This window comes from Candidatus Salinivivens marinus, assembly GCF_965655845.1.
Taxonomy (GTDB): Bacteria; Pseudomonadota; Alphaproteobacteria; order Rhodobacterales; family Rhodobacteraceae; genus Salinivivens; species Salinivivens marinus.
Window position 1 is genome coordinate 86233 of the sequence record NZ_CBFHHX010000009.1, and the last position, 12862, is coordinate 99094.

Here is a 12862-nt window from a genome sequence, read left to right on the forward strand (position 1 = left end):
CATAATAGTATTAGATAAAATTGATAGTACTATGCTGGAAGCCCGTAGACGGGTATCTAGCGGGTCTGGTCCCTCCTGGATATTTGCTCATATTCAATTGGCTGGTAAAGGTCGGCGGGGTAGGGCGTGGGTTGATCCGATAGGGAATTTTGCATGTACTTGCGTATTTTTCCCAGACAGAACCATAGATGAATATGCTCTAAGCTCGTTTACCGCCGCATTATCATTATGTGACTGTTTGAGTGACTTCACAGAAAGTAGTGCTCAGGTATCCATAAAATGGCCAAATGATATTTTGTTAAATCAAAAAAAGGTTGCTGGAATTCTGCTAGAAACGATAGCCGTTGGTAAAAACAAAATAGCCCTATCAATTGGTTTTGGAGTTAACTTATTGTCATACCCAGAGGCTTCAGAGCTGGAAGAAAGTGCCTTCAGTCCTACATCTATTTTGACCGAAACTGGAGTTGCCATAGATCCAATTGAATTATTGAATAAGCTAGCGGTTAATTTTTCTAAATATGAAGGTACTTTACAAGATAAAGGTTTCACGGAATTGAGAAGTCTTCTGATGGATCGTATTCACGGGATTGGAAGCCAGATTATTGTGAGAACGACAAATGAGACACTAAGTGGAGTATTTAGTGATATTAACATGGACGGGCATTTGATTTTAAAAGCAGGGCGCACTAAACGGGCAATAGCTGCGGCCGACGTTTATTTTGACTAGAGAGGTTTCTTATGCTTTTAGCAATTGATTGTGGAAATACAAACACTGTCTTTTCTATCTGGGACGGAGACAAATTTATTGCTACCTGGCGAACTGCAACTGAGCATCAAAGGACAGCGGATCAGTATTATGTTTGGCTCTCATCTCTTATGCAATTGAATAAGATTGAGGTAAAAATCAGAAATGTTATAGTTTCATCGACTGTTCCTCGAGTGGTTTTCAATTTAAGAGTACTCGCTGATCGTTACTTCGCTACTCGCGCAATGGTGGTGGGAAGGCCAGAATGTCAACTTCCCCTTGATGTGCGAGTAGGCAGTGGAGCTGGAGTAGGGCCTGATAGGTTAGTTAATACTATTGCTGGTTATGACTTGTTCGGTGGGAATTTGATCATAGTTGATTTTGGTACTGCAACAACATTTGACGTGGTTGATCATGATGGTGCTTACATTGGGGGAGTGATAGCCCCAGGCGTAAATCTATCTCTAGAGGCACTTCATCAAGAAGCGGCAGCACTTCCACATGTCGATATTGCAAGGCCAGATAGAGTTATAGGTAAAAATACAGTGATGTGTATGCAATCAGGAGTATTTTGGGGTTATATTGGATTGCTAAAAGAAATTTGTGAGCGCATAAAAACTGAACACGGTTCCAAAATGAAAATAATTTCTACCGGTGGGTTGGGACCTTTATTTCAGTCAGCAGAAAAAGTATTTGATGAGTGGAAAGATGATCTTACCATGCATGGTTTGCGGTTGATCTTTGAGCATAATAAGAGTTCAGAAGTCAAATGAGCGAAAATCACTTAATCTATCTGCCGCTAGGCGGAGCGGGCGAAATTGGACTAAATTCATATATCTATGGGTACGGTCCACCAGATAAAGAACGTTTTATTATCGTTGATTTGGGCGTCTCCTTTCCAGATATGGAAACTACTCCTGGTGTAGACTTAATTCTACCAGACATATCATGGATAAAGGAGCGGCGTGATAGAATAGAGGGAATTTTGATCACTCATGCCCATGAGGATCATATTGGTGCCCTTGGGCATTTATGGAATGAGTTGCGGGCACCTATATACTGCCGAGCATTTACCGCGCATATAGCACGTTTAAAGTTAAATGACGCCTTATTAACAGATCATTCCGTTCATACCTTGCAACCATGGCCTGAAATGAAAAAATTAGGGCCCTTTGAAGTAGGGTTTGTACCTGTTTCTCATTCAATACCAGAGAGTAGCAGTCTCGTTATAGACACTCCGACTGGCCGATTAGTTCATACGGGTGATTTCAAAATTGATGAAACACCAGGTGTTGGTGAGCCATTTAATAGAGAAGTGTGGCGAAATATTTCCAAAGGCGGCATAAAAGCTCTTATCTGTGATAGTACGAATGTTTTTTCAAAACAGGAGGGCCGTTCAGAGTTATCAATTGGCATGCCGCTACAGGGACTGATAGAAAATGCTGAACGGCTCGTCGTCGCCACAACGTTTGGATCTAATGTTGCTCGATTGAAGACATTAGCAGAAGCAGGTGTGAGATCTGGCCGCTCTGTATGCATTCTTGGGAGAGCCATGAGAAGAATGATAGATGCTTCAGTGGAAACTGGAGTTTTAAGTGATTTTCCTCCGCTCATAAGTCCAGAGGATGCATTACAAGTTCCGCGAGAAAATCTATTGATATTGGCAACTGGATCACAAGGAGAACGCAGAGCAGCCACTGCGCAGTTAGCGAATGGAAAATATAGGGGTTTTTCATTACAAGAGGGCGATCTCTTTATATTTTCATCAAAAACAATCCCCGGTAATGAAAAAGGCGTTTCTAGAATAATTAATCAATTTTCAGAAATGGGTGTTGATGTTGTCGATGATGAGTCTGGTCTTTATCATGTGTCTGGTCACGCAAATAGACCTGACTTGGAGGAAATGCATAAAATTATTCAACCTCAATTTCTTATACCAATGCACGGGGAGCATCGGCACTTGCGAGAGCATTCTAAGTTAGCATCTCAGAATGGATTTTCATCATTTGTTTGTACTAATGGTAATATTTTAAATATATCCGCTAATGAATTAAAGTTTGTGGATAAAATAGAGATCGGGCGGTTATATTTAGATGGAAGTTCTAAAATTACTTCAACAGAGGGTATAGTACGAGATCGTATTCGTATGGCGTTAAACGGTTTGGTTGTTGTTACTATTCTGCTAGATGAGAACGATGATCTTGTTGGGGAGCCATGGTGTGAAACCAGGGGTTTACCTTCGGTTACAAATTCAAGTGCACCTTTGGTTGATTGCTTGGAAGAAGACCTAAGTCAATTAATAGGACGAGCAGGGTCAGATGTAATGTTGGACAATGGACTGTTAGAAGAAGTAGTTAGAAGGTGCGCCAGGCAAACGTGTAAATCCGAAGTAGGGAAGAAGCCAGAAGTTTCCGTTATTGTGAGTCGTTTGGTTTAATATAGGGCTTTAACTAATTGTAACTAAAGAGCTGTGAAGTAGAATATTGTTTTATTTTAGAGTGACAGCCTCTCCATGAAACTCTTTGTTATAAAGTTTGGGAGTTGAAATTCATCTTTATATTCTGACGAAGTACTTGGCTCATTTTGATTTGTCGCCAATGACTTTGAAAACCTATTATTAACCTTATTATCTTTTGCTGTTGGTTTGCCTTTGGTATTTTGCATGGCAACGTTTTTCTGAATTTCCTTCCTATTCTCGTCCTTAATATTGAGGGAGGAATTTTCGATTTTTGGAATTTCTATCTGTATTAGTTTTTCAATAGCATTGAAGTTTTTTTCATCTCTTGGTGTGGAAATCATTAAGGCTTTGCCATTACGACCGGCTCGCCCAGTTCTGCCAATTCTATGAACATAATCTTCCGCATTGGTGGGTACGTCGAAATTATAAACATGGCTAACGCTTGGTATATCTAATCCGCGAGCAGCTACATCTGAAGCTACCAGAAATTGTAGAGATCCCGTTCTAAAGCCGTCGAGTGTGTCCATTCGGTGTTTTTGGTCTAAATCCCCATGAATTGCTGCAGCATTGAACCCGTATTTCTTTAAGGATTTTGCACAAATATCAACATCGCTCTTCCGATTACAAAAGATTATCGCGTTTTTGCAATCGCTGCCTTCATTAAGGATCATTTCTCTTAAAAGCTTGCGCTTTTCTGTACCCTCACGGTCTTTTCTTGAGGGCTTAAAAAGTAATACGCTCTGCTCAATATTCTCAGAAGCAGATGCTTGTCTTGCCACCTCTACACGCAAGGGAGCTGACAAAAAAGTGTTGGTTAACCTTTCTATTTCCGCGGCCATTGTTGCCGAAAAGAAAAGTGTTTGGCGAGTAAAAGGGGTGAGATTAAATATACGCTCAATGTCTGGGATGAAACCCATGTCTAGCATTCTATCCGCTTCATCAACCACCATTATTTGAACCCCAGTTAGTAGTAATTTACCTCGCTCAAAATGATCCAATAGGCGTCCTGGGGTCGCAATTAATACGTCCACGCCTTTGTCTATTAATTGGTCTTGCTCTTTGAAGGATACTCCACCAATTAGCAATGCTTTAGTAAGCTTCAAATTTTTTGAATATAGCTCAAAATTTTCTGCTACTTGAGCAGCTAGCTCTCGAGTTGGGCAAAGAACAAGTGATCGTGGCATACGAGCTCTAGCCCTACCTCGAGCAAGTAAATGGATCATGGGTAATGTGAAACTGGCGGTTTTACCAGTACCTGTTTGTGCAATTCCTAATACATCACGGCCTTCAAGTGCTGCGGGAATAGCCTGCAATTGAATTGGAGTTGGCTCTTGGTAGCCAACATCTTCAATCGCATTCAAGATTTTTGGATTTAATTTGAGATCAGAGAATAATGCCATAAATAATTTTCAATTTTATTTAAAGCTTCGGTTGCAAATGAGTATAATCAATTAATTTTTCCCGAAATATCTATCTCGCCGGTTAATATCCAAAAATGTATCAAAGGTCAATCTTTGAGCTAGAAAACATGATAATTTTAAAGAGTGAGTTCTTTAGTTTTAGATGTTTTTATGCTTGGATAATCTCTGGCTAGGCGGTCAAAGTCCCATTGTAACCGGGATAGGAAGACGCTATCCCCATCGCTGTCTATGGCCATGTGTTGTTTGTTCTCTGAGTTAAGCCTATCTATTTCTTGCTTTTCACCTGAGATCCAACATGCTGATTTGAATTGGCTCGCCTCAAAGCGCACTGGTAATCCATATTCTAGCTTTATTCGGCTCTCAAGTACTTCAAATTGTAGTTGGCCAACGACACCAACTATATATCCAGACCCATAGGTTGGTTTAAATATCTTTGCAGCGCCTTCCTCTGCAAACTGAAAAAGCGCCTTCTCTAAATGTTTTGTCTTCATCGGATCTAAGGATAAACAATTCTGTAAAAGCTCAGGGGCGAAAGAAGGTATTCCTTTTGCCTTCAATAGCTCACCTTCGGTGAGAGTATCACCTATTCTCAATTGTCCATGATTAGGAATTCCAATAATATCACCCGCCCATGCTTCTTCTGCAAGAGATCTATCCGAGGCCAAAAAGAGTACAGGATTTGATACAGATAAAACTTTTTTTGTTCGAACATGAGTTAATTTCATTCCTCGTTTGAAGTGTCCAGACGCTAGACGTACAAAAGCTACTCGATCGCGGTGCTTTGGATCCATATTAGCTTGCACCTTAAATACGAAACCAGATACTTGTTTTTCTGAAGGCTGTATTGGTCTTGGCACTGCTGATTGTATTTGTGGAACTGGTCCAAAATTTGCGATTCCTTCCATCAATTCTTTAACACCAAAACTATTCATTGCAGATCCAAACCAAATAGGTGTTAGATGTCCTTCCAATAATGATTTTGGGTTGAGCGGAGGTAGAAGTTCCTTTGCCATTTCAACTTCATCTACTAGCTTTTCTTTTAGATCGCTTGGAATATATTTATCCATTTCGGGATCATTAAGACCGTTAATTTTTATGCTTTCACCCAAACGGTTTTTATCGGTCCTATCCATTAACTCTAGTCTATCGTTTATGAGGTCATAGCACCCTAAAAAATCTGAACCTATCCCAATGGGCCAACTGGCTGGAGTTACATCTATTGCTAAGTTTTCTTGAATTTCATCAATAATTTCAAAAGTATCACGGCTTTCTCGGTCCATCTTGTTACAAAAGGTAAATATTGGTAAGTCGCGTAAACGGCAAACTTCAAACAGTTTTCGGGTTTGGCTTTCTACCCCTTTGGCTCCATCAATTACCATAATAGCTGAGTCTACAGCCGTAAGTGTTCTGTATGTGTCTTCAGAGAAATCACTATGTCCGGGGGTGTCTACTAAGTTGTATCTATAGCTATTGAAATCAAAAGACATTGCAGAAGCTGACACTGATATTCCTCGGTCTTTTTCCATTTGCATGAAGTCAGAACGAGTTCGTCTTGCTTCTCCTTTTGCTCTTACTTGTCCCGCTAATTGAATGGCTCCTCCATACAAAAGAAACTTTTCAGTGAGTGTTGTTTTGCCTGCATCGGGATGCGAAATAATGGCGAAAGTTCTCCTACGAACAACTTCGTGATTAGCAGGGTTTAAGCTGGGTGGATTTATAGACATTAAATTCCGATAGCGTAAGGTAATTTAAAAGGCAACCCAGTCAAAAGATATCAAAAAGAAATTTTTAAGGGTAGAATGTTTCTATTCAATCATACTGTAGGAAGAGTTCTCAGAGCGAACCTATTTGTACACCGCTTTCAAATTAGGTCTTGGTTGCACGTTAATTATATCCCTGTTAAGTCTCCCGTGTTGTTTCTTGGGATAAGTTTCACAGAGGTTATTTTTTGGCAAAATCCTTAATTCCGCGTTTAGAAGTTAAGTCGCTTACCAAAGTATATGATAATACTAAAGTAGTAGATGATATCTCATTAAGCGTGCTTCCTGGACAAATAACTTGCTTGTTGGGTCCATCAGGTTGCGGTAAATCTACGACTCTTAGAATGATTGCAGGTGTAGAAACTCAGTCTTCTGGAGAAGTCTGGGTCGATGGTCAGTTAATTTGTGGTTCTGGGTTCAGCCAACCACCAGAAAAACGCTACATCGGTCTGATCTTTCAAGATTTTGCTTTATTTCCGCATTTGACAGTATGGCAAAACGTTGGATTTGGAATCTCTAAAAATAATGAAGGCATCAGAGAAAAAGCGTATGATCTTTTGTCAAAAGTTGGCCTAAGTTCTAAATCAGATAAATATCCACATGAATTGTCTGGAGGAGAGCAACAACGTGTTGCACTTATTCGTGCACTGGCGCCAAAGCCCCGAATAATGTTGATGGATGAACCCTTCTCTGGATTAGATAAACGTCTTCGAGATGATATTAGAGATGAGACTTTAGATATTTTAAAATCAGAGGAAACTGCTGTTTTGCTGGTCACTCATGAACCCGAAGAAGCCATGAAAATGGCTGATGAAATAGCATTAATGAGAAATGGAGAAATTGTTCAGAAAGGTGCTCCTTACAATTTGTATAATGCTCCAGTGGACAAAGAGGCTGTGGCATTTTTTTCTGATGCAAATATTATAAAGTCAAAGGTAAGCGGTTCGCTTGCAGACTCACCGTTCGGCCAGTTTTTTGCGCCTGGATTGGACGAAGGCACCGATGTAGAGATCGTTATTAGGCCCCAGCACGTGAGGATAGATTTTGATAGAGAAGGGAAAGGACCGCTGCCCACGGTTTCAATGGGTATTCCAGTGCGAGGCTGCGTAGAGCGTGCCAGATTTCTGGGTAATGAGAGCCTAGTGGAATTTAAAATGGATTTTGATAACAGTATATTTAGAGTGACAGTTCCAAGCGTATTTCTGCCAAAAACTGGTCAACCCCTGTGGCTTACTATCCCGCGCGATCGATGTTTTGTATTCCCCAGATAATGAAATGTACTAAAAAAAACTATTTTATTATGTTGCCTCTTTGATAACTGAGCATTAACAACTAAATACAGTGGATGAAACACACGGGTTTTAGGCCCTCAAAGTAGAAGGATCGTTGAGATGCTTAATAATATTGGACTTCCTGGTATCTTACTAATAGCGGTAGTTGTGTTAGTACTATTTGGCCGGGGTAAGATCAGCTCATTAATGGGTGAGGTTGGTAAAGGTATTACTGCCTTTAAAAAGGGCGTTAACGACAGCAAGAAAGAATTAGAAGAAGAAACCTCAGAGGCTGCAAAGGATATCACGCCAGAGACTGAAAAAGATAAGGTCTAACTTGTATGTTTGACTTGGGGTGGACCGAACTACTCCTTATCGGGATAGTCGCTTTAATAGTAGTTGGGCCAAAAGAACTGCCGGTATTGTTCAGAAAAGCCGGACAATTTGTAGGTAAAATTCGAGGAATGGCTCGTGAATTTTCGCGTGCTATGAATAGTGCTGCTGATGACGCCGGGGTAGGGGATATATCTTCAACAATTCGCTCCGCTGCCAACCCTCTTAAATCAAGCGTTGATGCGGTAAAAAGTGCGGCGACAGATTATGCGTCGTATGACCCTGATACAGAGACCGGTCGATTGGCAGGTGAGAGGGCGGACCAGGCAAAGAAGATAAGAGAGCATGCAGAAAAAAAAGCCAAAGAAAAGTTAGATAAAAGAAACGATGAAAAAACAGATAAGAAAGAACTAAAAAAAAATAACTCTGCAACAGTTAAAAAAGATGCGCGGTCGCGAGATCTTAAGGATAGCTAATGGCTGCAGATGATGATATACAAGATAGCTCTGCGCCACTTATTGAACATTTAGCGGAGTTACGTCAAAGGCTAATTTACTCTTTTGTAGCATTCATTATTGGCATGATAATCTGCTTTACAATTTGGAACCCCATCTTTGACTTTTTGACACACCCCTTATGCTCAGCAATGGCGCTTCGAGGACACTCAGACTGTGGTCTAATACTTATAAAACTACAAGAAGGGTTTTTTGTAGCTATATCGATTTCTTTGCTGGGAGGTCTGGTCTTATCATTTCCTATAATTGGCTTTCAAATGTGGCGCTTTGTGGCTCCAGGATTGTACAAAACCGAGAAGAACGCCTTTTTACCCTTTATTGTCGCATCGCCTTTTATGTTTTTTCTTGGCGCATCTTTTGCGTATTATGTAGTAACTCCCTTAGCTTTTGATTTCTTTTTAGGCTTTCAGCAAACTGGAAGTGTTTTGGATGGAGAAGATGTTGATAATGCTGCAGCTGGCATTGCTTTTCAGGGGTCGGCACAAGAATATTTGAGTCTTACCATAAAATTTATTGTTGCGTTTGGAATGTGTTTTCAGTTGCCTGTTCTGCTGACATTAATGGGCAAAGCAGGTTTGGTAAGTGCCGAAGGGCTCGGAGATGTACGGAAATATGCAGTTGTAGCAATATTGGTTCTGGCTGCACTTGTCACACCACCTGATGTTATTACTCAGGTAATACTATTTGTTGTGGTGTATGGACTGTACGAAGTATCCATTTTTCTTGTTTCGCGTGTTGAGAAGAAACGGGAGCAGAAGCTTCGTGAAGAGGGTTTCTACGATGACGAAAATGATTTTGATGATCCTATGTTGAAAGAGTTTGATGACGACAGAAAAGAATGATCAGCTTGAGAGAATAGCCGATGCTCTAGAGCGGTTGGCGCCAAAAACAGAAGATTTTCCAAATTTTGATAATTTTTCAGCTTTTATGTGGCATGTTGCACCGGACTATCTAGAGCCTGTAAAAATAACGAATGCAGTTGATATTTCACTTCTAAAAGGTATTGATCATGTTAGTGATATTCTTCTGAATAACACAATGCAATTTGCAAATGGATTTCCGGCCAACAATGCGTTGCTTTGGGGTGCACGCGGTATGGGAAAGTCTTCATTGGTAAAGGCTGTGCACACAAAAATAAACAACGATGGCTTAAATCTGAAAATAGTTGAGTTGCAGCGAGATGATTTAGGATCAGTCAGTAGGCTTTTAAAAGTTCTTCGAGGTCTTCCATATAAGTTTATACTTTTTTGTGATGATTTGAGTTTCAGTTATGATGATCAAAATTATAAGTCATTAAAAGCAATCTTAGATGGTGGTTTAGAGGGCAGGCCGGAAAATGTTATATTCTATGCCACTTCTAATAGAAGACACTTAATGCCTCGGGATATGATCGAAAATGAACGGTCTTCCTCAATAAATCCGTCAGAGGCAGTCGAAGAAAAAATTTCTTTGTCAGATCGTTTTGGCTTGTGGTTAGGGTTTCATCCTTGCTCGCAAGATGAATTTTTTGACATCATAGAGGGCTATGTAAAACACTATAATCTCATAATTGATCGTTTGGAAATAGAAACCCAGGCTACTGAATGGGCTCGTACGAGAGGATCAAGATCGGGTAGAGTTGCTTGGCAGTTCTTCGTTGATTTAGCTGGCAAGAACGGATTAGTTATTAAATAACAGCGGGATATTTAGTTGCTTAATTTTCATTAAGGTACTCTAATGGATCGATACTCTCAAAACCCTCACGAATTTCAAAATGAAGATATGGCGGATCGCCCTCTGGTATTTCCCCTATTACTTCTCCGCGTAGAATAGTCTGATTATTGGAGACTTGGATGTTAGTGAGGTTTGCATAAACTGTTAATATATTTTTGGGATGTTTGAGAACTACGATTGCAATTTGATTTGTATCCTCAGTAACCGTAGCTACAACGCCCGTATCGGCTGCGACCACTCTAGTGCCCGCCTGTGCGGTAAAGTCAATACCATCATTTTTATTCTTTGAATACTCTCGTATCACTAGACCCTCTATCGGATAAGCCATTCGACCACTTTCAGGTACTGATATTGAAGTATTGGATGGTTCAATCGCCTCTTGTTTGGCAATATTCCTGGGTTGGGGTTTTTTGGAGCTAGGTGGGGGAGGCGCAACAGATGCGATTTCTTCTTTTTTAAACTTCTTTTGAACTTTTTTATCAACCAAGGGAACAATTAAAATTTGCCCTTCACGCACAGTATAGTCGCTATCGAGTCCATTCCAGTCAGCCAGGGATCTAACTGAGATATTATAAAGGCGAGAAATAATAAAGGCCGTTTCTCCTCTTACAACCTTATGTTTGATTGGGTCTACCAAATTTTTTGGATCAGTTGAGTCACGATTAATTCGATTATTATTAGATCCACCTGCTACTTTCAAAGCCGTGTCGGCAAGCTCCAGTACGTTTATATCTTTTGAAAGTGTCGTCTTCTCTATCTCTTCATCGTCAGCCGAGTATTGTCTGGGGCTTCTGGAAATTTTAGGAAGTGCTAATACCTCGCCGTTGCGGAGCCGCTGTCCTTCTGCGAGGCCATTGTATCTGGCCAATTCATTTGCATCCTGTCCAAGTCTTATAGCCATACTTTCAACAGTATCGCCTCTTCTAGCTATAGCTACTTGATAAGTGGGGTAATTAATTATGCCTAGTTCGTCTGCTTGGGGTCTAGACTGAGTGGCTTGCAGGGCCGCGTCAGAGGTGTCGAAGGAATTTCCTCGAAAATCAAAATCAAAATTGTTGAGAGTTGAATTTCCGCATGCGCTTAGGTTCCATAAAATAGATAGATAGAAACAATATTTTAAACTAATTCTGATGGACCTAATCATTTGTAGTTTTCCACGACCTAAATATCACAGTATTTCTATACATAGATATCTTCTTCTTTTCCGTCGAGCAATGGAACAAAGCGTACATCGCATAAATCTTCATATTTGAAGTGCGTTTCCGTTCTTTCCACTCTAATAAGTTTTTGAATTTCATCGGATTGCCCCACAGGTATTACCATGATGCCGCCGATCTTTAGTTGATTGAGTAATGTTGGAGGTGGATCTTCAGCCGCCGCAGTCACAATTATCCGATCAAACGGTTGTTGTTCCACGAGTCCCTGACTTCCGTCGCCCCAAATAGATGTAACGTTATTTAAATTTAATTTATTGAAAATTTCTCTTGCTTCTTCGTATAATGGTTTGAACCTTTCAATTGAATAAATTCTACGGGCTAGCTTGCTTAATATTGCTGTTTGATACCCTGATCCTGTGCCAATTTCTAAAATTTTATCGCGATTTTTAATATTCAAAGCTTGCGTCATTAACCCAACTACAGATGGTTGACTTATGGTTTGGCCACATTCTATCGGAAGTGGAGTGTCTTCGTATGCTCTTTGGGCAAATAGACCTTTAAGAAAGTACTGTCTATTAACTGTCTCGAGTGCATTGAGTACATTTTCATCTACTACTCCTTTTGAACGAATAGATAAAATAAACTGCATTTTCTGTTCATGATTTCTATTCATAAAAACTCTTCAAGGTCAGCTATCCTATCGAAAGCAGTAAGGTCGGCTCTCATCGGCGTTAAAGATATATATCCCGATAAATTGGCTGCAACATCTGACTTCTGGGAAACCTGAACGTGTTGATTTCCGCCTTTGATGAATAAAAACTCTTTTCCATTTTGTGTCGTAAATGGGTTTACGCCAAAAGTCGTATTAGGCCGCAATCCCTGAGGAACAACAGCTACCCCGTTTATATTTTCAGTAGGAGGAAAGTTTACGTTGTAAAAGACTTTATAGCCACCATCAGTATGCTTGTCGTTATCAAGTATTTTTTGAATAACATTTAGCCCATGAGTAATTGATGGATTAAATGGGTTTGACATTTTTTTTGACTCAGGGCCCAAATATTGCGAGAGCGCAATAGAGGTAATGCCTTGAAGAGCACCCTCGAGCGCTGCTCCGATTGTGCCGGAGTAGAGTACATTTTCAGCAGAGTTATTTCCTCTATTTACTCCTGATAGAATTAAAGAAGGTGGATCATCCTTCATGACATGATGTATTCCAGCAAGTACGCAATCGGCGGGATATCCGGAAATCGAATAGCGGTTTTCTGAAATTCTCTCAATCTGTGTGGGCGCATTGTAACTAACACAATGCCCAACTCCTGATCTTTCGCCACTTGGAGCGATTATGAAAATATTTTCTTCGTTCGTTAAACCCCTAGCTATTGCTTCCAAGACTTGCAAGCCAGGGGCGTTAATTCCATCGTCATTAGTTAAAAGTATACGCATAATCTCAAAATAATTTTAGTAACTTTTGTAAGAGTGAAGTATTACT

General features: G+C 40.2%; 13 protein-coding genes. 8 read left to right on the top strand and 5 right to left on the bottom strand.

The window, feature by feature from the left end; genetic code table 11:
- Positions 1-4: 4 nt before the first annotated feature.
- The 3 genes from ACTF5Q_RS09345 to ACTF5Q_RS09355 are packed head-to-tail and all read left to right on the top strand — an operon-like array spanning position 5 to position 3182.
- Positions 5-727: a biotin--[acetyl-CoA-carboxylase] ligase gene (locus tag ACTF5Q_RS09345; protein ID WP_438954392.1), complete on the top strand. Its 723-nt coding sequence runs from the start codon at positions 5-7 to the stop codon at positions 725-727.
- An 11-nt stretch (positions 728-738) separates the two neighbouring features.
- Positions 739-1518 (top strand): type III pantothenate kinase, encoded by a 780-nt coding sequence (locus ACTF5Q_RS09350; RefSeq protein ID WP_438954347.1) that lies wholly within the window; start codon positions 739-741, stop codon positions 1516-1518.
- A complete protein-coding gene (locus tag ACTF5Q_RS09355; protein ID WP_438954348.1) occupies positions 1515-3182 on the top strand; it encodes a ribonuclease J in 1668 nt (555 codons plus the stop codon). Before ACTF5Q_RS09350 ends, ACTF5Q_RS09355 begins: the two co-directional genes overlap by 4 nt.
- 56 nt (positions 3183-3238) lie before the next feature.
- On the opposite strand, the gene ACTF5Q_RS09360 is transcribed toward ACTF5Q_RS09355, so the two are convergent.
- On the bottom strand, positions 3239-4603 hold the full coding sequence (locus ACTF5Q_RS09360) for a DEAD/DEAH box helicase (protein WP_438954349.1): 1365 nt from the start codon (positions 4601-4603) through the stop codon (positions 3239-3241).
- 137 nt (positions 4604-4740) lie between these two features.
- The gene (locus tag ACTF5Q_RS09365; protein WP_438954350.1) at positions 4741-6348 is read right to left on the bottom strand and encodes a peptide chain release factor 3; all 1608 of its coding nucleotides are present in this window, start codon (positions 6346-6348) and stop codon (positions 4741-4743) included.
- A gap of 224 nt (positions 6349-6572) precedes the next feature.
- On the opposite strand from ACTF5Q_RS09365, the gene ACTF5Q_RS09370 reads away from it, so the two are divergent.
- The 5 genes from ACTF5Q_RS09370 to ACTF5Q_RS09390 all read left to right on the top strand — a co-directional run bounded on the left by ACTF5Q_RS09370 (position 6573) and on the right by ACTF5Q_RS09390 (position 10177).
- Positions 6573-7655, top strand: coding sequence for an ABC transporter ATP-binding protein (locus tag ACTF5Q_RS09370; protein WP_154034145.1), 1083 nt, complete (start codon positions 6573-6575; stop codon positions 7653-7655).
- Positions 7656-7775: 120 nt separating this feature from the next.
- Positions 7776-7991: a twin-arginine translocase TatA/TatE family subunit gene (locus ACTF5Q_RS09375; RefSeq protein ID WP_153697028.1), complete on the top strand. Its 216-nt coding sequence runs from the start codon at positions 7776-7778 to the stop codon at positions 7989-7991.
- A 5-nt stretch (positions 7992-7996) separates the two neighbouring features.
- Positions 7997-8464, top strand: coding sequence for a Sec-independent protein translocase protein TatB (gene tatB, locus ACTF5Q_RS09380; protein ID WP_438954351.1), 468 nt, complete (start codon positions 7997-7999; stop codon positions 8462-8464).
- Positions 8464-9345 carry a twin-arginine translocase subunit TatC gene (gene tatC, locus ACTF5Q_RS09385; RefSeq protein WP_438954352.1) on the top strand — a complete coding sequence of 294 codons (882 nt, stop codon included), beginning with the start codon at positions 8464-8466 and terminating at the stop codon, positions 9343-9345. Before tatB ends, tatC begins: the two co-directional genes overlap by 1 nt.
- Positions 9326-10177 carry an ATP-binding protein gene (locus ACTF5Q_RS09390; protein ID WP_438954353.1) on the top strand — a complete coding sequence of 284 codons (852 nt, stop codon included), beginning with the start codon at positions 9326-9328 and terminating at the stop codon, positions 10175-10177. The genes tatC and ACTF5Q_RS09390 overlap by 20 nt, the downstream gene beginning before the upstream one ends.
- Positions 10178-10196: 19 nt before the next feature.
- On the opposite strand, the gene ACTF5Q_RS09395 is transcribed toward ACTF5Q_RS09390, so the two are convergent.
- The 3 genes from ACTF5Q_RS09395 to surE are packed head-to-tail and all read right to left on the bottom strand — an operon-like array spanning position 10197 to position 12816.
- Positions 10197-11360, bottom strand: a complete 1164-nt coding sequence (locus ACTF5Q_RS09395; protein WP_438954354.1) for a peptidoglycan DD-metalloendopeptidase family protein — start codon at positions 11358-11360, stop codon at positions 10197-10199.
- Between the two features lie 35 nt (positions 11361-11395).
- On the bottom strand, positions 11396-12046 hold the full coding sequence (locus ACTF5Q_RS09400) for a protein-L-isoaspartate(D-aspartate) O-methyltransferase (RefSeq protein WP_438954355.1): 651 nt from the start codon (positions 12044-12046) through the stop codon (positions 11396-11398).
- Positions 12043-12816 (bottom strand): 5'/3'-nucleotidase SurE, encoded by a 774-nt coding sequence (surE, locus tag ACTF5Q_RS09405; protein ID WP_438954356.1) that lies wholly within the window; start codon positions 12814-12816, stop codon positions 12043-12045. The genes ACTF5Q_RS09400 and surE overlap by 4 nt, the downstream gene beginning before the upstream one ends.
- Positions 12817-12862: the final 46 nt, after the last annotated feature.

Excerpts from the sequence above, each read along its gene's own strand:
- ACTF5Q_RS09390 (WP_438954353.1), top strand. The coding sequence starts at position 9,326 with ATGACGACAGAAAAGAATGATCAGCTTGAGAGAATAGCCGATGCTCTA.
- tatB (WP_438954351.1), top strand. The coding sequence starts at position 7,997 with ATGTTTGACTTGGGGTGGACCGAACTACTCCTTATCGGGATAGTCGCT.
- surE (WP_438954356.1), bottom strand. The coding sequence starts at position 12,816 with ATGCGTATACTTTTAACTAATGACGATGGAATTAACGCCCCTGGCTTG.
- ACTF5Q_RS09400 (WP_438954355.1), bottom strand. The coding sequence starts at position 12,046 with ATGAATAGAAATCATGAACAGAAAATGCAGTTTATTTTATCTATTCGT.
- ACTF5Q_RS09365 (WP_438954350.1), bottom strand. The coding sequence starts at position 6,348 with ATGTCTATAAATCCACCCAGCTTAAACCCTGCTAATCACGAAGTTGTT.
- ACTF5Q_RS09375 (WP_153697028.1), top strand. The coding sequence starts at position 7,776 with ATGCTTAATAATATTGGACTTCCTGGTATCTTACTAATAGCGGTAGTT.
- ACTF5Q_RS09360 (WP_438954349.1), bottom strand. The coding sequence starts at position 4,603 with ATGGCATTATTCTCTGATCTCAAATTAAATCCAAAAATCTTGAATGCG.
- ACTF5Q_RS09355 (WP_438954348.1), top strand. The coding sequence starts at position 1,515 with ATGAGCGAAAATCACTTAATCTATCTGCCGCTAGGCGGAGCGGGCGAA.
- ACTF5Q_RS09395 (WP_438954354.1), bottom strand. The coding sequence starts at position 11,360 with ATGATTAGGTCCATCAGAATTAGTTTAAAATATTGTTTCTATCTATCT.
- ACTF5Q_RS09350 (WP_438954347.1), top strand. The coding sequence starts at position 739 with ATGCTTTTAGCAATTGATTGTGGAAATACAAACACTGTCTTTTCTATC.
- tatC (WP_438954352.1), top strand. The coding sequence starts at position 8,464 with ATGGCTGCAGATGATGATATACAAGATAGCTCTGCGCCACTTATTGAA.